At 70.7% G+C, this 22,930-nt stretch carries 19 protein-coding genes; 6 read left to right on the forward strand and 13 right to left on the reverse strand.

Annotated elements, in window-relative coordinates; genetic code table 11:
* Nucleotides 1-307 precede the first annotated feature (307 nt).
* The gene (locus tag EST54_RS27125; protein WP_129250351.1) at nucleotides 308-1,099 is read right to left on the reverse strand and encodes a transporter substrate-binding domain-containing protein; all 792 of its coding nucleotides are present in this window, start codon (nucleotides 1,097-1,099) and stop codon (nucleotides 308-310) included.
* A gap of 367 nt (nucleotides 1,100-1,466) precedes the next feature.
* Between EST54_RS27125 and EST54_RS27130 the strand changes: the two genes are divergently transcribed.
* Nucleotides 1,467-1,913: a GNAT family N-acetyltransferase gene (locus EST54_RS27130; RefSeq protein WP_129250352.1), complete on the forward strand. Its 447-nt coding sequence runs from the start codon at nucleotides 1,467-1,469 to the stop codon at nucleotides 1,911-1,913.
* Nucleotides 1,914-1,948: 35 nt separating this feature from the next.
* Here EST54_RS27130 and EST54_RS27135 read toward each other — a convergent pair whose 3' ends face one another.
* From EST54_RS27135 to EST54_RS27180, 10 genes are all read right to left on the reverse strand, one after another.
* Nucleotides 1,949-2,344 (reverse strand): cytidine deaminase, encoded by a 396-nt coding sequence (locus tag EST54_RS27135; RefSeq protein WP_129250353.1) that lies wholly within the window; start codon nucleotides 2,342-2,344, stop codon nucleotides 1,949-1,951.
* Between the two features lie 73 nt (nucleotides 2,345-2,417).
* Nucleotides 2,418-3,710 carry an ABC transporter permease gene (locus tag EST54_RS27140; RefSeq protein ID WP_129250354.1) on the reverse strand — a complete coding sequence of 431 codons (1,293 nt, stop codon included), beginning with the start codon at nucleotides 3,708-3,710 and terminating at the stop codon, nucleotides 2,418-2,420.
* Nucleotides 3,707-4,813: an ABC transporter permease gene (locus tag EST54_RS27145; RefSeq protein WP_129250355.1), complete on the reverse strand. Its 1,107-nt coding sequence runs from the start codon at nucleotides 4,811-4,813 to the stop codon at nucleotides 3,707-3,709. Before EST54_RS27145 ends, EST54_RS27140 begins: the two co-directional genes overlap by 4 nt.
* A complete protein-coding gene (locus tag EST54_RS27150) occupies nucleotides 4,810-6,438 on the reverse strand; it encodes an ABC transporter ATP-binding protein (RefSeq protein ID WP_244942627.1) in 1,629 nt (542 codons plus the stop codon). The genes EST54_RS27145 and EST54_RS27150 overlap by 4 nt, the downstream gene beginning before the upstream one ends.
* A 190-nt stretch (nucleotides 6,439-6,628) precedes the next feature.
* Nucleotides 6,629-7,663 (reverse strand): BMP family lipoprotein, encoded by a 1,035-nt coding sequence (locus EST54_RS27155; protein WP_129250357.1) that lies wholly within the window; start codon nucleotides 7,661-7,663, stop codon nucleotides 6,629-6,631.
* A gap of 247 nt (nucleotides 7,664-7,910) precedes the next feature.
* Nucleotides 7,911-9,170, reverse strand: a complete 1,260-nt coding sequence (locus tag EST54_RS27160) for an amidohydrolase (RefSeq protein ID WP_129250368.1) — start codon at nucleotides 9,168-9,170, stop codon at nucleotides 7,911-7,913.
* Nucleotides 9,171-9,378: 208 nt separating this feature from the next.
* Nucleotides 9,379-10,557: a hypothetical protein gene (locus EST54_RS27165; protein ID WP_129250358.1), complete on the reverse strand. Its 1,179-nt coding sequence runs from the start codon at nucleotides 10,555-10,557 to the stop codon at nucleotides 9,379-9,381.
* Nucleotides 10,558-10,613: 56 nt separating this feature from the next.
* Nucleotides 10,614-11,540 carry an N-acetylneuraminate synthase family protein gene (locus EST54_RS27170; protein ID WP_129250359.1) on the reverse strand — a complete coding sequence of 309 codons (927 nt, stop codon included), beginning with the start codon at nucleotides 11,538-11,540 and terminating at the stop codon, nucleotides 10,614-10,616.
* A gap of 73 nt (nucleotides 11,541-11,613) precedes the next feature.
* A complete protein-coding gene (locus EST54_RS27175; protein ID WP_129250360.1) occupies nucleotides 11,614-12,819 on the reverse strand; it encodes an acylneuraminate cytidylyltransferase in 1,206 nt (401 codons plus the stop codon).
* Nucleotides 12,820-12,875: 56 nt separating this feature from the next.
* Nucleotides 12,876-14,180 carry a DUF6716 putative glycosyltransferase gene (locus EST54_RS27180; protein WP_129250369.1) on the reverse strand — a complete coding sequence of 435 codons (1,305 nt, stop codon included), beginning with the start codon at nucleotides 14,178-14,180 and terminating at the stop codon, nucleotides 12,876-12,878.
* Nucleotides 14,181-14,404: 224 nt separating this feature from the next.
* Here EST54_RS27180 and EST54_RS27185 point away from each other — a divergent pair, with 224 nt between their 5' ends.
* From EST54_RS27185 to lepB, 4 genes are all read left to right on the forward strand, one after another.
* On the forward strand, nucleotides 14,405-15,382 hold the full coding sequence (locus EST54_RS27185; RefSeq protein WP_129250361.1) for a glycosyltransferase family 2 protein: 978 nt from the start codon (nucleotides 14,405-14,407) through the stop codon (nucleotides 15,380-15,382).
* Entirely contained in the window at nucleotides 15,382-16,737 is a 1,356-nt protein-coding gene (locus tag EST54_RS27190) for an alpha-2,8-polysialyltransferase family protein (protein WP_129250362.1), read from the forward strand. Before EST54_RS27185 ends, EST54_RS27190 begins: the two co-directional genes overlap by 1 nt.
* Nucleotides 16,734-17,888, forward strand: a complete 1,155-nt coding sequence (locus tag EST54_RS27195) for an acyltransferase family protein (RefSeq protein WP_129250363.1) — start codon at nucleotides 16,734-16,736, stop codon at nucleotides 17,886-17,888. The genes EST54_RS27190 and EST54_RS27195 overlap by 4 nt, the downstream gene beginning before the upstream one ends.
* Nucleotides 17,889-18,199: 311 nt before the next feature.
* A complete protein-coding gene (lepB, locus tag EST54_RS27200; protein ID WP_129250364.1) occupies nucleotides 18,200-19,069 on the forward strand; it encodes a signal peptidase I in 870 nt (289 codons plus the stop codon).
* Here lepB and EST54_RS27205 read toward each other — a convergent pair.
* Entirely contained in the window at nucleotides 19,022-19,705 is a 684-nt protein-coding gene (locus EST54_RS27205) for a TetR/AcrR family transcriptional regulator C-terminal domain-containing protein (protein WP_129250365.1), read from the reverse strand. The two genes, lepB and EST54_RS27205, sit on opposite strands and share 48 nt — an antisense overlap.
* Nucleotides 19,706-19,742: 37 nt before the next feature.
* On the opposite strand from EST54_RS27205, the gene EST54_RS27210 reads away from it, so the two are divergent.
* Entirely contained in the window at nucleotides 19,743-21,308 is a 1,566-nt protein-coding gene (locus tag EST54_RS27210) for an FAD-dependent monooxygenase (protein ID WP_129250366.1), read from the forward strand.
* Nucleotides 21,309-21,475: 167 nt separating this feature from the next.
* Here EST54_RS27210 and EST54_RS27215 read toward each other — a convergent pair whose 3' ends face one another.
* Nucleotides 21,476-22,873, reverse strand: a complete 1,398-nt coding sequence (locus EST54_RS27215; protein ID WP_129250367.1) for a GntT/GntP/DsdX family permease — start codon at nucleotides 22,871-22,873, stop codon at nucleotides 21,476-21,478.
* Between the last annotated feature and the right edge of the window lie 57 nt (nucleotides 22,874-22,930).

The following is a 22,930-nucleotide window of genomic DNA, read 5'->3' on the forward strand; positions in this document are numbered from 1 at the left end:
GCGAGCGGGAGTCCGTGGTGGCACGTAGGGGGCGGGCGAACACATCCCGTAGGGGATGCCAAGCCCCCCTTGTCGGGCCACAACGGGATCGGAGTGCGGGGCATTCCGAGGGCAGGACACTCCCGGGTGTAGGGCACCCCCCGGCGCGCAAGGCACCCCGGGCGCGCAGGGCACCCCCCCGGCGCGCAGGGCACCCCCGGGCGCGTAGGGAGGTCCCGGAGGCCCGGCGCCCGGCATCAGCCGTCCGGCATGCCCCCGAGGGGAGGTGGAGCCCCTCAGGGTGGCGGGAGCCGTCGATGACAATGTGTCACTTCAGCCACTTGTCGTAGAGCTCGTCGAAGGTCCCGTCCTTCTTCACCTCGGTGAGCCAGGAGTTGGCCGGTGAAGTGAGAGGGCTTCCTTTGGGAAGCATGTACACCTTCTCCACCTTGGTGAACGGCTTGTCCGGGTTCACGACCGCCAGCCCAGGGTGGATTTTGGCTTGGTACTTCCCCTCCAGGGCGTCGGTGATCATCACATCCGCACGCCCGGACGTGATCTCGTCGAAAATGGTCACGTTGTCCGGCCAGGTGATGACGGTCGCGTGCGGGAGGCGGTCCTTGACGAACTGCTCGTTCGTGCCGCCCGGGTTCACGATGACACGGACGTCCTTCCGGTCCATCTGGTCGAGAGTCTGATACTTGCTCTCCTCGCCCGACCTGACCACCGGGGCTTTGCCGTCGACGAGATACGAGGCAGTCAGATCGGCCTTCTCCCGCCGGTCGGCCGTGGCAGACACGCCCCCCATGGTGATGTCGCACTTCCCCGGCGTGAGGAGATCCTGCATCATCGTCGGCCAACTCGTCTGTACGAACTGGGCCTTGCGCCCCAGGTGCTCGGACAGGCTCTTGGCCATGTCGATATCGAAGCCGCTGTACTTCCCGCTCGCCTTGTCACGGTAAGTCAGCGGCATGTAGTCACCCGTGGTGCAGACCTTCAGCGGTGCTTGCGGAGGGGTGGATGACATATCTCCAGCCGCGGCGACGCCGGTGACCGTACTGGCGAGGGCCAGGACGGACGAGACGGTGGCCAAACGGAGCAGAATTCTGCGGGCAGCCATGGGACAAAGGACTCCTTACGGTGAGCGCAAAGCGTGCGGACGGTGCACGGAACCGGGACCGGGGCCGGGAAGGTGTCATCTTTCCGGCGTCAGCCGCGTGAACCACGGATATGCGCTCCGCTCCACGGACGCCACCAGCCAACCCCTCTCGACCAGCAAGAACCCTTAAGCCGCAGAGGAGTTAATCAAGAGGTCCACCACCGCCAACAGGGCAGAAAGTCCCGAAACCTCCGCCTTCAGTCACCGCTGCCCTTCAGTCACCGAACGTCGATGGATTTCCTGGCTGCGCACCTTCGGCGGCCACCGGCGGATCGCCGTCATGGCAAACGGAGTTGACGTCCGAAGGCGACTCGGGTCTCCTGCTGCGATGTCTGATCTTCGCATTCAGCAGCCGGTCGGGGACGTCGCCCTCAAGGACTGGCGGCACGTCCATAACGTGATCATTCCTACGCATCTCCTCTCGCTGGAGGAGGTGCGGGAGCGGGCACAGAGACACCATTTGGAGGTCGCGTATACCGGTGACGAGCTCATCGGGTGCAGCACGGTGCGTCCGCCTGCCGAGGGCACGCTGACGGCCACGGTGATTGCCCGGGTGCTCGAAGGTCATCGTGGTCAGGGGTTCGGGGAGGAGCTGTATGCGCGCGGGCTCGGCCGGGCGCGGGAGCTCGGGGCCGAGGTGATCGAGACCGTCGTGCTGTCCTCCAACGAGGACGGGCTGCGGTTCGCGCTCAAGCACGGGTTCGTCGAGACCGAGCGATATCTGCTGCCGGGCGACAGCACTCCGTGGATCGACCTGCGGCTTGCGCGGTCCTGACGCTCCCGGAGCCCGTTGGCCGGCCCGCCGCCCCCTTACCCCCTCAGATGCCCCGCCCCGAACGCGTCGGGCAGCAATTCCGACAGCGGGCGGATGCCCGCCGCCGTGTCGACCAGGAGCTCCGGCCCGCCGTGTTCCCACAGCAGCTGGCGGCAGCGGCCGCACGGGACGAGGAGGTCTCCCGTGCGGTCGACGCAGGTGAAGGCGGTCAGGCGGCCGCCGCCACTGGCGAACAGGGCGGAGATCAGGCCGCATTCGGCGCACAGGCCGAGGCCGTACGAGGCGTTCTCGACGTTGCAGCCGGTGATGGTGCGGCCGTCGTCCACGAGGGCGGCCGCACCCACGGGGTAGCCGGAGTACGGGGCGTAGGCCCGGGACATCGCGTCCCGGGCCTGCCGCCGTAGCGACTCCCAGTCGGGAGGTGTGCTCATGCCGAAACCTCGCTCCGCTCGGCCTCGCACTCGCTCGGCGCGCACCTCTCAACTGTTCTCTCGCTGCCCTCGCTCACTTACCTTGGCCTCTTCTGTAGATCTTGCCGATGGCCTTCGGTGGCCGCAGGCGCTGCGCGGCCAATGAGAGCACCAACAGGGTGGCGATGTACGGGGCAACGCCGACGATCTCCAGCGGAACCGTTCGGGTGGTGGCGTACCAGACGGCGAGCAGCGCGGCCGCGACCAGGCTGATCACCGCCTGGGTGCGCTGTCCGCCGCGCAGCTTCCACACCGCCAGGCCGACCAGCAGCACGGCGAGCAGGAGCAGCAGCGCGTGGACGGTGGGGCCGCCGCCGCGCAGCTGGAGCGCGTCCATGAAGCCGAACAGGCCGGCGCCCATGGCGACGCCGCCCGGCCGCCAGTTGCCGAAGATCATGGTGGCGAGGCCGATGTAGCCGCGGCCGCCGGTCTGGCCGTCCTGGTAGATGTGCACGTAGATCGCGAGGAACGCGCCGCCGAGGCCGGCCAGCGCGCCGGAGACGGCGACGGCCGCGTACTTGTAGCGGTAGACGTTGACGCCCAGCGATTCGGCCGCGATCGGGCCCTCGCCGCAGGAGCGCAGCCGCAGGCCGAAGGAGGAGCGCCACAGGACGAAGAAGGTGAGCACGAACAGGACGGCGGTCAGCAGGGTCAGCCAGGAGACGTTGGTGACCAGGGAGCCGAGGATGCCGGCCACGTCGGAGACCAGGAACCAGTGGTGCTGCTCGACGGAGTAGAGCCATTCGGACAGGCCGTGGACGGTGAACGTCGGCATGTCGGGCATCGGCGGCGACTGCTTGTCGTTGCCGCCGGCGGCTGCCGCCGCGCTGCCGTCCGCGCCGAACCACAGCTTGGCGAGGAACTGGGTCAGGCCGAGCGCCATGATGTTGATGGCGACGCCGGAGATGATGTGGTCGACGCCGAAGGTGACGGTGACGACGGCGTGCAGCAGTCCGCCGAGCGCGCCACCGATGACGCCGGCCAGCGCCGCGGCCCAGGGGCCGTGCTCCCAGCCGACCGCGCCCGCGGAGAAGGCGCCGAGCATCATCATGCCTTCGAGGCCGATGTTGATGACGCCGGAGCGCTCGGACCACAGACCGCCGAGGCCGGCCAGGCCGATCGGCACGGCGGCGTTGAGCGCGGCGGTGTACTGGCCCGATTCGGTCAGGTTGTTGGCGCCGGTGACGATCCGCAGCAGGGACAGCAGGATGAGGCCGCCGGAGATGATCAGCAGGACCTTGGGGTAGCTGAGCTTGGCCCGGGAGGTCTTCGGCTTCTGGGGGTGGCTGGGGCTCTGGCCGACCGGAGCCGTGAGGTTCGTACTCATGCGGACACCTCCGCCTTCTCGGTCTTACGGGCCTGCGCGGCGAGCTCCTCGCCGACCTGCCGCTGCTGGAGTCTGAGGCCGTAGCGCCGCACGAGTTCGTAGGCGACGACGACGCACAGGACGATGACGCCCTGCATCACGCCGACGATCTCCTGCTGGTAGTCCTCGAATTCGAGCTGGGTGCCGGTGCGTTCGAGGAATCCCCACAGCAGCGCGGCGACGGCCATCCCGACCGGGTGGTTGCGGCCCAGCAGCGCGATGGCGATGCCGGTGAAGCCGATGCCGATGGGGAAGTCGGTGCCGTAGTTGTACGAGGTCCCGAGCAGCGTCGGCATGCCGATCAGGCCCGCGGCGCCGCCGGAGAGCAGCATGGAGGTGACGATCATCCGCTTGACGCTGACGCCGCCCGCCTCGGCCGCGGACTCGGACTGGCCGACCGTACGGAGGTCGAAGCCGAAGCGGGTGCGGTTGAGCACGAACCAGTACGCGAAGCCGACGACGACCGCGATGACGAGGAAGCCGTCGAGGGGAGCGGGCTGGGTGGGGATGGTGAAGAAGTGGCTGGAGGCCGGGAGGTTCGGCGTGTGGAAGAGGTTGCCGTCCTTGACCGCGAGCCGGCCGTCCTGGAGGAAGTAGCCGATGACCGCGGCCGCGATGGCGTTCAGCATGATCGTGGTGATCACCTCGCTGACGCCGCGGGTGGTCTTCAGTACGCCCGCGATGCCCGCCCAGACCGAGCCGACCAGCATCGCGACGAGGATGATCAGCGGGATCTGGAGGAAGCCGGGGAGCGTCAGCGCACCGCCGACCACCGCCGCGAAGAACGCCGCGATCCGGTACTGGCCGTCGACGCCGATGTTGAAGAGGTTCATCCGGAAGCCGATGGCGACGGCCAGCGCGGACAGGTAGTACGGGACCGCCTTGTTGATGATCCAGACCTGGCTGTCGCTCTTGGAGCCGAAGTCGGCCATCACCGCGTAGGCGTGGAGCGGGTCCTTGCCGGTGGCCAGGATGATCACCGAGGTGATGAGCAGCGCGGCGACGATCGCCAGGACCGGGGCGGCGATGCCCAGGATCAGCTTGTTCTTGTCGAGCTTCTTCACTCGGACTCCCCCTCCTGGGACGGGCGCGGCTCCGAGTCTGCGGCGGTGTCGCTGTCGGAATGGGTGAGGTGGCCGCTGGCGGCGCCGGTCATGGCGGAGCCCAGCTCCTCCGGGGTGATGGTGGCGGGGTCCGCGTCCGCGACGAGCCGGCCGCGGTACATCACCCGCAGGCCGTCGGACAGGCCGATCAGCTCGTCCAGGTCGGCCGAGATCAGCAGGACGGCGAGACCTTCGCGGCGGGCGGCGCGTATCTGGTCCCAGATCTGCGCCTGGGCACCGACGTCCACGCCCCGGGTGGGGTGCGCGGCGATCAGCAGCTTGGGGTGGTGGCTCATCTCGCGGCCGACGATCAGCTTCTGCTGGTTGCCGCCGGAGAGCGAGGCCGCGGTGACCTCGATGCCGGGGGTGCGGACGTCGTACTCGGCGACGATGCGCGCGGTGTCGGCACGGGCGGCCTTCAGGTCGAGCAGCCGGCCCTTGGCGTTGGGCTTCTCGGTGACATGGCCCAGGATGCGGTTCTCCCACAGCGGGGCCTCCAGCAGCAGGCCGTGCCGGTGGCGGTCCTCGGGGATGTAGCCGATGCCGTCCTCACGCCGGGCGCGGGTGGGCCGATGGCTGATGTCGACGCCGTCCAGCGTGATGGTCCCGCCGTCGGGGTCGCGCATGCCCATGATGGCCTCGACCAGTTCGGCCTGGCCGTTGCCCTCCACGCCCGCGATGCCCAGGACTTCGCCCTTGCGGATGGTCAGCGACACCTCGTCCAGGACGGTGCGCTCGACCCCCTCGGCGTCGGCGGTGCTCAGCCGCAGCCCGTCGACCTTCAGCATCTCCACGTCCGTGACGGTGGACTCGCGGGTCTGCGGCGAGGGCAGTTCGCTGCCGACCATCAGCTCCGCGAGCTGCTTGGGCGTGGTCTCGCCGGGGACGACGGAGGCGACGGTGGTGCCGCGCCGGATGACGGTGATGTCGTCGGCGACCGAGAGCACCTCGCCCAGCTTGTGGGAGATGAAGATGACGGTCAGACCCTCGGCCTTGAGCTCCCGCAGGTTGTCGAAGAGCGCGTCGACCTCCTGCGGGACCAGGACCGCGGTCGGCTCGTCGAGGATGAGGGTGCGGGCGCCGCGGTAGAGGACCTTGAGGATCTCCACGCGCTGGCGGTCGGCGACGCCGAGGTCCTCGACGAGGACGTCGGGGCGGACACCGAGGCCGTAGCGGTCGGAGATCTTGATGATCTCGGCGCGGGCCTTGCCGCCGATGCCGTGCAGCTTCTCGCCGCCGAGAACGACGTTCTCCAGGACGGTGAGGTTGTCGGCGAGCATGAAGTGCTGGTGCACCATGCCGATGTTGCGGGCGATGGCGTCGGCCGGGCTGTGGAAGCTGACCTGGTCGCCGTCGATGCTGATGGTGCCCTCGTCCGGCTTCTGCATGCCGTAGAGGATCTTCATCAGCGTGGACTTGCCCGCGCCGTTCTCGCCGACCAGCGCGTGCACGGTGCCGCGGTGGATGGTGATGTCGATGTCGTGGTTGGCGACGACTCCCGGGAACCGCTTGGTGATCCCGCGGAGTTCCACCGCCGGTGCTGCGGCGGGGGCGCTGTCTGCCTGGGGGCTGCTGGACGCTTTGATGGCGCACTCTCCTCGGGGGACAGGGAGTGGTACGAAGGAGCGGGGAGGCGAAGATATCGCGCCAACTCCACGCTACGCGCGTAGTGTTGACGCCGAAAAAAGCCGGAATACCTGCCGGGTTTCTCCGGCGAACGGGCCCGGCGCGGCGGCGTGGTGGCCGCCGCGCCGGACCGGATCACAGAGGCCCTTACTACTTGGCGGGGGTGTCGCTGACCTTCACCTGACCCGACGCGATCTTCTTCTTCGCCGCGTCGATCTTGGCCTGGATGTCGTTGATGAAGCCGCCCGAGGTGGACAGGCGCACGCCGTCGTCCTTGAGCGTGTAGCTCTTGGTACCGGTCAGCGGCTTCTTGTCGTGCACGCTCTTGACCAGGTCGTACACCGCCACGTCGACGTTCTTCATCACCGACGTGAGGATCGAGCCCTTGTACTGGGACAGGCCCGGCTGCAGGTACTGGTCGGAGTCGACGCCGATCGCCCAGGTGCCCTTCTTGCCGGCGACCGTCTCGATCGAGCCGTTGCCGGACTGGCCCGCCGCGGTGTAGATGACGTCGATGCCGGCGTCGAGCATGCCCTTGGCCTTGCCCTTCGCGGCGGCCGGGTCGTTGAAGCCCTTGTCGTCGTTGGCGTAGAGGTACTCGGAGGTGACCTTCGCCTTTGCGTCGGTGTCCTTGACGCCCTGCTCGAAGCCGGCCTGGAACTTCTGGATCAGCGCGTTGTTCACACCGCCGATGAAGCCGACCTTGTGGGTCTTGCTCTTCAGCGCGGCGGCGACACCGGCGAGGTAGGAGGCCTCGTTCTCGGCGAAGACCATGCCGTAGACGTTCTTGGCCTGGGAGGGGGAGTCGACGACGCCGAAGGTGGTCTTCGGGAACTGCTTGGCGACCTTGTTGACGGACTTGCCGTAGTTGAAGCCGACGCCCACGACGGGGTTGAAGCCCGCCTCGGCCAGCGAGGTCAGCCGCTGCTCGCGGTCCGCCTCGGTCTCGCCGTTCTTGGCGGTCATCATCTTGGACTTCACGCCGAGGTCCTTCTCGGCCTTGTCCGCGCCACGAGCCGCCGCCTCGTTGAACGAGTGGTCGTCGCGACCGCCGACGTCGAAGGCGAGGCCGAGGCCCTTGTCCTTGCCACCGGACTCGGTGGACGACGCGCCGCAGGCGCTCAGCGAGAGCGTGAGGGCCGCGGTGGCTATGCCCGCGGCAGCGATCTTGGATACCCGGTGCACGAGGGCCCCTTCGACTCGTAGCGCCCCCTTTGGCGCTGGCTTGAGGGAGATTAACGCGCGTAGACCTGGTGCAAAACCCTCCGCTGCGTGGACGTTATCGATTCGAGGCGTAGGACCCCTTCGCGTAACACAGCCGGGCGATATGTGCAGTCCGTCCCGATTACTCGTGGGAACGGGCCGATATGGGCACTTTGCGGTCGGAGGCCTGTTATCCGTAGTCGATCTTGAGTGCCGGGACGGAACGCACTCAGTCCGCGAGGTCCCCGTCGAGAAGAGCCGCGGCGGTGAAGAGTTCGACGCCCACCTTGATCGCGTGCTCGTCGACGTCGAAGTCGCCGCGGTGCAGGTCGCGGCGGGTCGTCTCGGCGGGTGGGTGGACGCCGAGGCGGGCCATGGCGCCGGGGACGTGTTCGAGGTACCAGGAGAAGTCCTCGCCGCCGAGGGACTGCTCGGTGTCCTCGACGGCGCCCTCGCCGCGGCGGGCGGCCATCGCGGAGTGCAGCAGCTGGACGGTGACCGGCTCGTTGACCACCGGCGGCACCCCGCGGACGTAGGTGATCTGCGACTTCGCGCCGTGCAGCGTGGCGACCTCGTCGATCGCCGCATGGACCAGGTCCGGGGCCTGCCGCCAGGCGTCGAGGTCGAGGCAGCGGACGGTGCCGGAGAGTTCGGCGTGCTGCGGGATCACGTTGCAGGCGTGGCCGGAGGCCAGGCGGCCCCAGGTGACCGCGAGCCCGGCGCGGGCGTCGACCCGGCGGGAGAGCAGCGCCGGGACGTCGAGGGCGACCCGGGACGCGGCGGTGACCATGTCGGTGGTCAGGTGCGGGCGGGCGGTGTGGCCGCCGGGGCCGTCGAGTCCGACCTCCAGACGGTCACAGGCGGAGGTGATCGCTCCCACCCGCAGCCCGATCCGGCCGGCGTCGACGCGCGGGTCGCAGTGGACGGCGAGGATCCGGCCGACGCCGTCCAGGACGCCGGACTCGATCGCGTCGGAGGCACCGCCGGGCAGCACCTCCTCGGCGGGCTGGAAGATCAGCCGGACCGGGCGCGGCAGGGCGCCGGTGCGGGCGAGCTCGGCGAGGACCAGGCCGGCGCCGAGGACGACGGTGGTATGGACGTCGTGGCCGCAGGCGTGCGCCCGGCCGGAGATCGTCGAGGCGTAGTCGACGTTCTTGGTGTCGGGGATGGGCAGGGCGTCGATGTCCGCGCGCAGGGCCAGCAGGGGGCGGGTGGGGTCCGCGGCGACGGCCTGACCGCCGGCCGTGGCGTCCGGGGTGCCGATGTCACACATCAGGCCGGTTCCGGTGGCCAGGACCCGGGGGCGCAGCCCGGCCCGCTCCAACCGGTCCTTGATCGCCGCGGTGGTCCGGAGCTCCTGGTTGCCGAGCTCGGGGTGCATGTGCAAGTCACGCCGGAACAGGCTGAGTTCGGCGCGCAGCCCGTCGGGGAGCGCGCCGGGGAGCTGGTCTCCGGCGGGGGTGCGGGCGGGACCGGTATCGCGGGACATCACATGGTTCACCTGGGGAAGGTTACGGGCCCGGGTGGGGCAACTGTCCCTCGATCAACAAAAGTTCAGCCCGTTAGGGGAAGAAAATCTAGGCCGCTCGGCGCATGGACGGATTATGCGAAGGGTATGCAGTAAGGCTTCGTGCGCGGTACCGCCGTCCTCGACCGGTCGTCAGCCACCGTCCTCAGCGACCGCCCCCGGCCGGTCTTCAGCCGGCCGCCATCTGCTGGGTGAACGGCAGCCGCTGGACGTCACGGGCGGTGCCGGTGACCCCGTCGAGGAAACCCTGGGCGCGCGGTGAGGCGTGGGCGGTCAGCCACTGCGGATCGATGTCGCAGACCGCGACCTTGACCTCGGTGCCCAGCAGGGCGAGCGGCAGGGTGTGCACGACGGTGGAGGGGAAGCTGACGATCAGCCGTCCGATGGGGCCGCGGCGGGCGATCAGCTCCAGCGGCAGGTCCGGGCGGACGACCTCCAGGCCGGTTTCGTCGGACAGCCGTCTCAGCTTTTCGGTGCTCTCCTTGCGGTGCGCGAAGTAGCGGGTGGCGTCGTGCGTACGGGCCAGGGCGCCGACCGCGGCCAGATAGCGGTCGGCGTCCACGACGCCGGTCTCCACCAGCGAGGTGCCGACGATGTCGGCGGCGCGGGTGAGCCGGGGCGGGCCGAAGCGGCCGCGGGTCCAGGCGAAGTCGTTGGCGGTGACCTCGACGCCGGGCGGTACCTCGACGGGCATGGCGCTGAACAGGCCGACGGTGCGCCGGCCGCCCTCGGGCGCGGGGGTGAGCCGGCGCCGGGCGGTCGCCGAGAACGGCGCGAAGGCCAGGTCCCGGGCGCCGCGCCCGCTGCCGTTGCGGTGCCAGCGCACCAGCCGTTCGCCGCGGGCGAGTTGGGAGATGAACTCCATGGTGGCGGTGCCGTCGTCGACGACGACCAGATCGCGCGCCTTGGTGAGGGTGAGCAGCAGCTGCACGTAGCGGGAGAACGGGTCGCCGATGACGATGCGCCGGGCGCGGCGCAGCAGCGGGGTGAGCCCGCCGATGGTGCGCACCGGGGCGGTGGGGCCGCCGCGGGCCTCCTCCCAGCGCACCGCATGGCCTTCGTCGCGGGCGAGTTCGGCCATCCGGCGCAGCTGGCCGCGGGTCATCGGGTCGTGCGGGGAGAGCACGACGACGGTGAGTGCGGTGGCCTGTGCCGTGTGCGCCCATTCCAGGACGTTCAGCAGCTGCACCGGGCTCTCGACGAAGGCGAGGGTGCCCCTGCCCCGGGCGGCCGGGTCCTTGCCGTCGCCGGCGGTCCGGTGGCGCTGGCGCGGGACCCCCCGGAGACGGCGGGCGGGAGTATCCGCCGTCTCCGGGGGCGGGACCTCGGCACCGGGCGTGACGGGCACGGCGCGGGCCCCTTCAGGTGAGCTCACCTTGGCTCCCGTCGGTTCGTCGGTGGTGCTCAGACGGCGGCCGGCTCGGCGGCCTCGGCCTCGGCGACCACACCGGTGACGCGGCGCAGCTTCTTCATCGGGCCGAGCTCGCTCTCGTAGACCTTCTTGACGCCGTCACCGAGGGACTCCTCGATGGTGCGGATGTCGCGGACCAGACGGGACAGGCCGCCGGGCTCGACGGAGGCGGCCTGGTCGGAGCCCCACATGGCGCGGTCGAGGGTGATGTGGCGCTCGATGAAGGTGGCGCCGAGGGCGACCGCGGCGAGGGTGGTCTGCAGACCGGTCTCGTGGCCGCTGTAGCCGATCGGGACGTTGGGGTACTCGTCCTGCAGCGTGTTGATCATGCGCAGGTTGAGCTCCTCGGCCTTGGCCGGGTAGGTGCTGGTGGCGTGGCAGAGCAGGATGTTGTCGCTGCCCAGGACCTCGACGGCGTGCCGGATCTGCTTGGGGGTGGACATGCCCGTCGAGAGGATGACGGTGCGGCCGGTGGCGCGCATGGCGCGCAGCAGCTCGTCGTCCGTGAGCGAGGCGGAGGCGACCTTGTAGCAGGGCACGTCGAACTTCTCCAGGAAGGCGACGGACTCGACGTCCCACGGGGAGGCGAACCAGGCGATGCCGCGCTTCTTGCAGTACTCGTCGATGGCGCGGTAGCCGTCCTCGTCGAACTCCACGCGGTGGCGGTAGTCGATGTAGGTCATCCTGCCCCAGGGGGTGTCGCGCTCGATGTCCCACTGGTCGCGGGGGGTGCAGATCTCCGGGGTGCGCTTCTGGAACTTCACCGCGTCGCAGCCGGCGTCGGCGGCGGCGTCGATCAGCGCGAAGGCGTTCTCCAGGTCGCCGTTGTGGTTGATGCCGATCTCACCGGTGACGTAGACGGGGCGGCCGGGGCCGGCCTCGCGGTTGCCGAGGGTGCGGATGCGGGAGTTGCTGCTCATGGGGAGATTCCTTCGTGTTGATCAGGGTGTGCGGGGTGGGGTCTGGGGTGACGGCCGGGGCGGATGGGAGCGGTTACAGGGACGGGCCCAGCAGCCAGGCGGCGATCTCGCGGATGGCGCCGCTGCCACCGGGCGTCGCGGTGACGGCGCGGGCCGCGCCGCGCACCACGTCGTGCGCGCCGGCGACCGCCACGGGCCAGCCGACGAGGTCGAAGCACGGGAGGTCGTTGACGTCGTTGCCGACGTAGAGCACGCGCTCGGGCGCGATGCCGGCCTCCTCGCACCACTGCTTGAGGGCGAGGTCCTTGCGGTCGATGCCGTGCAGGACGGGCACCTGGAGCTTGCGGGCCCGTGCGGCGACGACCGGGTTGGTCTCGGTGGACAGGATCAGCAGCTTCAGCTCCGCCTTGCGCAGCGCGGCGACGCCGAGGCCGTCGCCGCGGTGGACCGCGACGATCTCCCGTCCGTCGGAGTCGATCAGCACCCGGTCGTCGGTCTGGGTGCCGTCGAAGTCGAGGACGACGGCGTCGATGTCGTCGCGGGTGGGCAGGGCGCCGGGGCGCGGGGCGTCCAGCAGCGGGGCCAGCGCGCGGGCGCGGGCGAGATCGTGCGGGTCGTCGATCTCCAGCACCCGGGCGGGGTCGGTGCGGACGAGCTCGGTGCGGCCGAAGAAGCGGTGGCCGCTGGTGCGGAAGCCGGCCGCGTCCATCGCGTAGGCGGCGCCGGTCTCCAGCAGGTCCTGGGGGCGGTCCTGGCGGCGCGGCCGGAAGGACTTGTCGTGGTTGACGCCGTGGCCGCCGTCGGTCGCGCCGGAGACGGCGTGCTCGGCGTCCTCGGCCTCGCGCCAGACGAAGCCGTGGAAGGGGGCGACGGTCAGCGCGCTGTCCGCGCCGTCCTCGACGACCGCGGCCGCCACCCCGTCGATGTCCTCGCGGACTATGAACGGGCTGGTGCACTGGACCAGCAGCACCGCGTCGACCGTGGTGCCCTGCTCGGCCTCGTAGGCGTCCATGGCGTGCAGGACGGCGGCCTCGCTGGTGGCGGTGTCGCCCGCGATGTCGCCGGGGCGGCGGACGACGACGGCTCCGGCGCCGCGGGCGGCGGCCGCGATCCCGGCGTCGTCGGTGGAGACCACGACATCGGTGACCAGGCGGGCGGCGCGGCACTCACGGACCGCGCGGGCCACCAGGGGCACGCCCCCGACGGCGGCGAGGTTCTTGGCGGGCACGCCCTTGGATCCGCCGCGGGCGGGGATGACGGCCACAACAGTGGGTGACATTGCGGGCTCCTCGGTAGGGCTCGGGCCATCGGAGGTGGCGGGCGACGGGCGGGCGGTCACAGCTGCCCCCAGCGGCGGATGGCGGGGGCGACGCGCTGGACGCCGTGGCGGTAGGCGCCGCGGGCGGCCTCGCGGACCGTCTCGCGGGCGACCCGGCGCAGTCCGCCGGTCTCCTCGGGGGCCCCGTCGTAGCCGGCGAGTGGCTCGCCGTGCGGGTCCAGGCCGTGCCGGGCGAGGATGCCGGGGAGGTAGCCGGGGGCGGTGCGGGGCGTGTAGTAGGGGGCGAGCGGCGGCAGCAGGCCGGCCTCGCGCAGCACGGTGACCCGGGCGCGGGCGGCGTCGAAGGCCCGCTCGTACTCCCCGTCGGCGGCGACCCCCTGCCGGGCCAGCCACTCCCGGTCGGGCTCCGGGCGGTGTCCGGCGTCCAGCTCGTCCCAGGAGGCCAGGCAGCCGGAGCCCAGGAAGTGGTGGTTGCCGAGGGCCTCGCGGACGCCGAGGTCGGTGAGGACGGCGGTGGGGATGCCGCGGTGCAGGGATTCCAGGGCGGCGGTGGAGCTGACCGTGACCATCAGGTCGGTGCGGTCCAGAACCTCGCCCATGTTGCCGTACACCAGGCGGCAGTTGGCGGGCAGCCCGCCGGGTGCCTTGGCGGCGAGCTTCTGGTAGGGCAGTTCCTCGATGTGGGTGGTGTGCTCGCCCGGCTTGCTGCGGAGCTTGATCAGCACCTCGCGGTCGGGGTGCGTACGGGCGTGCTCCACCGCCCGGCGCAGCAGGTAGGTACGGTCCGCGCGGCTCTCCGGGACGGAGGGCTGGGCGGCGAACACCACGGTGTAGGGGGCGTGTTCGCCGGTGTAGCGGGCGCCGCCGAGGAAGGGCAGGGCGCATTCGACGACGCTGTGGTCGTCGGCGCCGACGCCGCGGTAGACCTCGCGGAACCGGTCCGCGTCGTGCCGGGAGTTGGCGAGTACGACATCGGCGCCGTGCCGCAGCAGCAGCCCGTCGGCGAGCTTCTCGTAGACCACTCCGACGTAGCCGGTGACGACGACCGGGCGGTGCTGCCCGGTGGCGGCGTCCGGCGTCCCCGCCTGCCAGGCGCGGGCCAGGCCGTGCAGCACGGCTTGCACCGCTCCGCCTACACAGGCCAGCACGATGACGTCATAGCGCGTACGGTCGACGGAACGCACGAAGTCGACGCCCCTGATTTCGCGCAGCGAGTCCGCACGGGCGCCGACTTCGTCGAGCTGGCGGACCGTGGGGGTTGCGCGGCCGCGGAGGAGGTATCCGTCGAGTCGAATGTCCGATTGGATCCGGTACGCTGTCAAAGCGCCCCATTTCCACCGGGTATCCGAGTCGGCGAGCACGGCGACTCGCGGCGTGGAAGCGGTACGTGATGGCACGTCGAAGACGCTAGGAAGGCATTCCGTTTGGCGGGCCAACTGGGCCGCAACAAAGGGTTAACAGCGGGTCGACGAATGACGAACCGGCCCGATTGTCGGCCTGGTTAACCATCCCGCCATTCTTCGTTCACCCTGGGGTCCGCACCCCGTAAAGACGAAAGCCGGACGCCGCGCCTAACGTCAACCGGGTGGTTAAGCTCTCCGTCATCGTGCCGTTCTACAACGTGCAGACATACGCGCCCGACACCCTGAAAAGCCTGGCGGCCAATGCCCGCGAGGATTTTGAATTCCTGCTCGTCGACGACTGCTCGCGCGACGAGACCCCTCAGATCCTCGCGCGCGCCGAGCGCGAGCTGCCGGGCGCCAGAGTCCTGCGGCACGAGCAGAACGGCGGGCTGGCCACCGCCCGGAACACCGGCTTGGACGAGGCCCGCGGCGAGTACGTCACCTTCCTGGACGGCGACGACTGGCTCGCACCCGGCTACTACCCCCAGCTCCTTTCGACCATCGAAGAGTTGGGGTGCGACTTCGTCCGCACCGACCATGTCCAGTGCACCGCCCGGGCGCGCAGCGTCCACCGGGTCCCGCACGGCCGGCGCGGGGTGGTGCTGGACCCGCGCGCGGTGATCCTGCCCGCCGACCGCTCCACCTCCGTCGACTACGCCTACGCCTGGGCCGGGATGTACCACCGCCGGCTGCTGGACGACGGGGTGCTGCATTTCCGGGACGGGCTGCGCACCGCGGAGGACCGCCCCTGGATCTGGCGGCTGCACCGCGAGGCGCAGTCCATGGCGGTGGTCGGACTGCTCGGCGTTTTCTACCGGCGCGGAGTGGCGTCCTCACTGACCCAGATCGGGGATGTGCGGCAATTGGACTTCATTCGCGCCTTCGATCAGGTGATCGAGGAGACCGCGCAAGATCGCGATGCGGAATTCCTGCTGCCCAAGGCGGTGCGCACCTATTGCGCGATCATTTCCCACCACCTCGGTTCGATCGAACGCTTCGAACCGCAGGTCGCCCGTAAATTGCGCGCGATGAGCGCGGCGGCCATGAAACGCATGCCGCAGGACGTACTGAAGGAAGCCCTGGATTCGATGGATGTGCAGCGCGCGTCCCGGCTGCGGCGACTGCGCCGTCGCCCCGTCCCGGCGGAGGTCGCCGCCTGATGTCCACCCGACCGCGTACCCAGATCTTCATGGCGTCCACGCTCTACGGCGCGGCGACGCTCGCCGCCGCGCTGGACGCCGACTGCTTCGCCCCGGCCGACCGCCGGCTGCTGCTGCTCAGCAACAACGCGGCGACCCCGGAGACCAGCGCCTCGCTGGACACCATGCCCGGCTTCGAGCGGCTGCGCGGCCGCTTCGACCGGGTGCTGTCCTGGAACGAGACGATCAGCCCGTTCCACCCCGGCGGCTGGTCCCCGCGCGCGGACGACGCCCCGCTGTGGGAGCGGCATCTGCGGCTGCTGTGGGGCCTGGGCGACGACCGCGTCGAGCTGGTCGTGGAGTCCATCCAGGTCAACCCGGCGCTGGCGGTCGCCCAGCTGTTCCCCGACGCGCCGATCGACGTCTACGCCGACGGCCTGATGAGCTACGGCCCGACCCGCAACAAGCTCGACCCGCTGATCGGCACCCGGATCAACCGGCTGCTGCACCTGGACCTCGTACCGGGCCTGACGCCGCTCCTGCTGACCGAGTTCGAGGTCGAGCCGCGGACCGTGCCGGCCGACACCTTCCTCAAGGTGCTCTCCGAACTCTCCGACGCCAGCGGCGAGTTGGACCTGCCGGAGGGTGCCGCGCTGCTGCTCGGCCAGTACCTCTCCGCGCTGGGCATCCTCACCCCCGAGGAGGAAGAGGAGCTGCATGTGCGGATGCTGCGCGGCGCGGCCGAGCGCGGCCACCGCACGGTCGTCTTCAAACCGCACCCGTCCGCGCCGGCCCGCTGGTCGCGGCTGCTGGAGCGGGAGGCCGAGAAACTGGACCTCGCACTGACCGTGCTGGAGCGCCCGGTGCTGGCCGAGGTGCTCTACCAGCGGATGCGGCCCGCGCTGGTCGTCGGCTGCTTCTCCACCGCGCTGCTCACGGCGGCCACCTTCTACGACCTGCCGACGGCGCGCACCGGCACCGGTCTGCTGCTGGAGCGGCTCACCCCGTACCAGAACAGCAACCGGATCCCGGTCACGCTCGTGGACGCGCTGGTGCCCGACCTGGGCGACCGCAGCGAGCAGCCGCGCGCCGCCGCCACCGCGGAGCACGTCCAGGGCCTGGTCGCGGCGGTCGGCTATGCGATGCAGCACCAGATGTACCCGCAGCTGCGACCGCACGCCGAGCGCTATCTCGCGGCCCATCTCGACCAGTTCACCTGGCGCTACTTCAAGCGCCGCCGGCTGACCGCGCTGGCGCTGCCCGGCGCGATCCCGTCCCAGCTGGCGTTCATCCCGCGCAACGCCGCCGTCCGCCGGGTCGCCCGCCAGGCGCGCGCGGTGCAGCGGCGGCTGAAGAAGCGGGCCGCGTTCGGATGACCACCACCGAGCTGACAACCGGCGCACCACCCGTCACGCCGGTTGCCGTCACCGCCCCGGGGCCGGCGGCGATACGGGGGCGCAGCCGTGACAGTTCGTCGCGGCTGCGCGCCCTGGACGGGCTGCGGCTGCTCGCCGCGCTGATGGTCGCCGCGTACCACTACGGCGGGCGCAGCGGCGAGATATCCCAGGCCTGGGGCGGCTCGCCCGCCCACCAATTCCCCACCCTGGCACCGCTGTTCGCCTACGGCTGTCTGGGCGTACAGATCTTCTTCGTGATCAGCGGCTTCGTCATCTGCCTCAGCGGCTGGGGCCGGACGCTGCGCGCCTTCATCGCCTCCCGCGTCTCCCGCCTCTATCCGGCGTACTGGGCCGCGATCCTGTTGATCACCGCGGTCTTCGCGCTCCCCTGGGTCGCCTACAAGGCGCTGCCGCCCAGTGAGGTGCTCACCAACCTGACCATGCTGCAACAGCCGTTGGGCGTGGACCGGGTGCTGGGCGTGTGCTGGACCCTCTGGGCGGAGATGCGGTTCTACGCCCTCTTCGCGCTCTGCGTCGTCCTGCCGGGCGCCACCCGCAGCCGGGTGGTCCTCTTCTGCGCCGGCTGGACCCTGGCCGCCGCGCTCGCCCAGGCCGCGCACGAGCCCTTCCTCGACACCGTCCTGATGCCCGAGTACGCCCCGTTCTTCATCGGCGGCATCGGTCTGTACCTGCTGCACCGCTACGGCGCCCGCGATCCGATCGCCTGGGCGATAGTGCTGGTCAGCTGGCTGGTCGGGCAGCATTACGCGGTGGCCGGGCTCTGGCACGCGCCGTCGGCCACCGCGTTCTCCTACCGGTCGACGGCCGGCATCATCTTCGTCGTCACCCTCGGCTTCGCCCTCGTCGCGGCGGTCGCCCTGGGCCTGCTGCGCTGGGCGAACTGGCGCTGGCTGACGGTGGCGGGCGCGCTGACGTACCCGTTCTACCTCGTCCATGAACACCTGGGCTGGGTGGTCGTCCGCGCCCTGCACCACACCCTCGGACTGCCCTCGTACGCCACGCTGCTCCTGACCGTGGGGCTGATGCTGCTGCTGGCGTGGCTGCTGCACCGCTTCCTGGAGCGCCCGCTCACCCCCGTACTGAAGCAGGCGATCGACCCGCGCCGCTGACGGCCGGGAGGTTCCACTCCGCGGGGAGTCGACGTCCAGGAACCGCGTAGGAATCGCATAAGGCCGGACGCCGTTCCCGGTGACTGTCACGGTCCCGGGAAAGGACCGAGATGTGCCTGATACATGACCTCGGGACGATCGAAACAGGTGCCGCTTAACGTGCGGAATGCGTGCTGTCTTCGGCACCGGAAACGGCTCCGGCTCCGGCACCGGAAACAGCTCCGGTCGGTCGGCACGGGCGGGGGCGCGGGACGGTCGGGGGCCCGGGGGCGGCCGACCGGTCCGGGAGTGTCGACGGACCAGGAACCGCCATGGGACGACCATGGGACGAGGAAGCGAGCGGCAGCGTGAAGAAGGCCAAAAAGCAGCGTGGCTTCTGGAAAGAGCTGCCGATTCTCATCGGTATCGCCCTCCTCCTCGCCCTGCTGATCAAGACCTTCCTGGTGCAGGCGTTCTCGATCCCGTCCGACTCGATGCAGGACACCCTGCAGCGCGGGGACCGGGTCCTGGTCGACAAGCTGACGCCATGGTTCGGCTCCGAGCCCCAGCGCGGCGAGGTCGTGGTCTTCCACGACCCGGGCGGCTGGCTGAACGAGACGCCGACCCCCGAGCCCAACCCCGTCCAGAAGGTCCTCAGCTCCATCGGCCTGATGCCGTCAGCGGAGGAGAAGGACCTGATCAAGCGGGTCATCGCGGTCGGCGGCGACACCGTCGAGTGCCACGGCACCGGCCCGGTCAAGGTCAACGGCAAGGCGCTGAAGGAGGATTCGTACCTCTTCCCCGGCAACACCCCCTGCGGTGACAAGCCGTTCGGGCCGATCAAGGTTCCCAAGGGACGCATCTGGGTCATGGGTGACCACCGTCAGAAATCCCAGGACTCCCGCTACCACATGAACCTCAAGGGCAACGGCACCGTCGAGACCAAGCAGGTCGTGGGACGTGCCTTCACGATCGCATGGCCGATCAACCGCTGGTCGTGGCTGCCGGTGCCGGACACCTTCGACCAGCCCGCACTCAACACGGCCGTCGCGGCGACTCCGGCGGCGCTGGGCCTCGCGGGCGCGGTGCCGATCGCCGTCCGGCGCCGCCGGCGTGGCCCCCGGCAGACCGCCGAGGACACCGCGTCGCCGGCTTCACCCGCCCGCGGCAGTGGCCTCGACGCCCGCGATGATGAGCTGTAGCCCGGCCTCGAAGTTCCGCTCCATGTCGCCGAACATCTCCACCCCCGCCCCCGCCGCGAGGGGATAGCGCTCGCCGATCTTCCGCGCGCGGCTCTCCAGGTCGTAGGCCGGATCGCGGTCCTCCGGGCGGCGGGCCTCCGGCTCGCCCGGCTCGGGATAGACGGACTGCTCCTCGATCACCACGCCGATGGTGTAGCTGTACGCGGTCCACCACGCCCGCGCCGCCAGGCTCGGCGAGAAGCCCGCCGCGGTGAGCCGGGTGAGGAGGTTGTCGAGCGGCCGGGCGTAGCTCTCGTCGGTCATCCGGGTGCCGCTGAAGACCTTGCCGCCGTCGCGGTAGCCGAGGAGTTGGCGGCGCATACCCCGGCAGGCGCCGCGGAGGACGTCCTGCCAGCCGCGGCCGGGACCGGCTCCCTCGCGCCCCTCCCCCAGCATCGGCGCGACCATCCGCCGGAACATCTCGGTGGCCATCTCGTCCAGCAGTTCCTGTTTGTTCTTGAAGTGCCAGTACAGCGCGGGAGCCTGGACGTTCAGCTCCTTGGCGATGCGGCGCAGGGTGAGGCCGTCGAGGCCCACCTCGTTCAGCAGCCGCAGCGCGGTGTCCACCACCTGATTCCGGTCGATGCGAGAAACCATGTTGACAACTTAACACCGTTAAGGACATCCTCGGAACATGGAACTTAACAACGTTAAGGACAGTGCCGGCGTGGCGGACGACCTCCCCACGACCGTCGACGTACTGATCGCCGGCGCGGGCCCGACCGGCCTCGCGCTCGGCATCGACCTGGCCCGCCGCGGGGTGCGCGCCCTGGTCGTCGAGCGGCAGGACCGCCTCTCCCCCGGCGCCCGCGGCACCGGTGTGCAGCCGCGCACCCAGGAGGTCTACGAGGACCTCGGGGTGCTGGACGCGATGCGTGCGGTCGGCGGGCTCTACCCGCCGCTCGGCCTCTGGGAGGACGGCCGGATCACCGAGGTCCGCGAGATGATCGAGCGGGTCGACCCGACGCCCGCCGTGCCCCACTCGACCGCGCTGATGGTGCCGCAGTTCCGCGCTCTGGAGGTGCTCCACACCCGGCTGACGGAGCTCGGCGGCAGCGTGCTCCTCGGCACCGAACTCACCGCTTTCACCCAGGACGCGGACGGGGTGACGGTCCGTCTGCAACGTGCCGGGGCACCGCACACGGTGCGCGCCGCCTATCTGGTCGCCGCCGACGGCGGGCGCAGCACCGTACGCCGGGAGCTGGGCACCGGGATGAGCGGGCCGTCGCTGGAGCCGGGCGTCGCGCTGCTCGCGGACGTCCGGATCGACGGCCTCGACCGGGACCACTGGCACCGCTGGATCCTGCCGAACGGCGGCTTCACCGCCCTGCTCCCGCTCGCCGGCACCGACCTCTTCCAGACCCTGATCGCGGCCCCCGAGGGGACGACGGACACCTCGCCGGAGACCATCCGCACCCTCCTCTCGACGCGCACCCACCTGGCACCCGAGCAGATCCGCGAGGTGGTGTGGTCCTCCGTCTTCCGCCCCCGCGCGGGCATGGCCGACTCCTACCGCACCGGCCGGGTCTTCCTCGCCGGCGACGCCGCGCACGTCCACTCCCCGGCGGGCGGCCAGGGCCTCAACACCAGCGTGCAGGACGCCTACAACCTCGGCTGGAAGCTCGGCCAGGTGCTGCGGTACGGCGCCCCCGACTCCTTGCTCGACAGCTACGGCACCGAGCGCCGCCCGATCGCCGCGCACATCCTGGACACCAGCACCCGGCTGCACCGCTCCGGCAGCCTGCGCCGCGGCCGGGATCTGCACCAGCTCGACATCGGCTACCCCGACAGCCCGCTGACGCGGGAGCTGCGGACGGACCTCGCCGAGGGCACGCCCGTCGCCGGCGACCGGGCCCCCGACGCCCCGTGCCGCACGGCCGACGGCCGGCCCACCCGGCTCTTCGACGCCTTCCGGGGCCCGCACTTCACCCTGCTCGCCCTGGGCGACGTCGAGCTGGAGGAGGCCCAACTGCCCGCCGACCCCGCCCTGCTGCGGGTCGTCCGCGTCGGTGGCCCGGCCCCCGATCTGCTCGACGCCGACGGCCATGTCCAGGACGCGTACGGCAGCGGCCCGGCCGTCCTCCTCGTCCGCCCCGACGGCTATCTCGCCCTCGGCGCACCGGCGGAGGGCGCCACTGCCCGGATGTCCGCCGCCCTGGCGGACATCGTCGGCACCGCCGCGCTCCAGCCGGCCGGATGACCTCCTGCGCACGGGGCCGCACCGTCGAACAGTCGCCGGTGCGGCCCCGTGCCGGGGAACGGGCGCCTGAGGGGGAGTGGGGCGCCCGGGTCCCAACTACCCGTGGGCCCAACTGAACCGACCGGGGCCCAATTGAACCGACCGGAACCCAGCTGAACGACCGGGCCCTAAAGAATCAGCGACAGCAGCAGGACGCAGACGATCCCGACCACCGAGATCAGCGTCTCCATCACCGACCAGGTCTTCAGCGTCTGCCCGACGCTCAGCCCGAAGTACTCCTTGACCAGCCAGAATCCGGCGTCGTTGACATGGCTGAAGAACAGCGACCCGGCGCCGATGGCCAGCACCAGCAGCGCGGCGTGGGTGGTGCTCATCTCCGCGGCGAGCGGGGCGACGAGCCCGGCGGCGGAGATGGTGGCCACCGTCGCGGAGCCGGTCGCGAGCCGGATGGCGACCGCGATCAGCCAGGCCAGCAGCAGCGCGGAGACGTGCCAGCCCTTGGAGAGGTCCAGGATCATCCGGCCGACGCCGGCGTCCACCAGCGTCTGCTTGAAGCCGCCGCCCGCACCCACGATCAGCACCACACCGGCGATCGGACCGAGCGACTTCTCGACGGTCGTGGCGATCCGGCCACGGGTGAACCCGGCCGCCCGCCCCAGTGTGAACATCGCGACGATGACGGCGGTCAGCAACGCGATCAGCGGCGAGCCGATGACATCGAAGGCCCGCTGCACGCCGGCCGCGGGATCGTCGACGACGATGTCCACCAGCGCCTTGGCCAGCATCATCACGACCGGCAGCAGCACGGTGGCCACCGTGATCCCGAAGCCGGGCCGCAGCTCCAGGTCGTCGGAGCCGCGCGCGGGCACCAGCTGCTCCGGCGGGCGGACGTCCACCCAGCGGGCCGCGTAACGGGAGAAGACCGGACCGGCGATGATCGCGGTCGGGACGGCGACGACCACACCGAGCGCGAGGGTCACGCCGAGGTTCGCGCCGACCGCGTCGATCGCCGCCAGCGGCCCGGGGTGCGGCGGGATCAGCCCGTGCATGACGGACAGTCCGGCCAGCGCCGGGATGCCGATCCGCATCAGCGAGAAGTTGCCGCGCCGGGCGACCAGCAGCACCACCGGTATCAGCAGCACGATGCCGACCTCGAAGAAGATCGGCAGCCCGACGATCCCGGCGATCAGCACCATCGCCCAGGGCATCGCCCTCCGGCCCGCCTTCGCCAGGATCGTGTCGACGATCTGGTCCGCGCCGCCGGAATCGGCGAGCAGCCGCCCGAGGACGGCACCCAGCGCGATCAGCACGCCGGTGCCCGCGACCGTCGTACCGAGCCCCGTCGTGAAGCTGGTGATGGCCTTGTCGAGCGGCGCACCGGCCACCGCACCGAGCACCAGCGAGCCGACGATCAACGACAGGAAGGCGTGCAGCTTGAACTTGGTGATGAGCAGGACGATGACGGCTATGCCGGCCAGAACGGCGATGCCCAGCTGGGCGTGACCGGCCGAGGTGATCGGCTCGGTCGCATCCGCTGCGAGCATCTCGACGCTGAGATGAGTCACGGCGATTCCCTTGGTCGAACGGAGGGGGAAGGGGTGCTGCGGTGGGGGGTGTTGAGG

Source organism: Streptomyces sioyaensis (assembly GCF_004122735.1).
Taxonomy (GTDB): Bacteria; Actinomycetota; Actinomycetes; order Streptomycetales; family Streptomycetaceae; genus Streptomyces; species Streptomyces sioyaensis.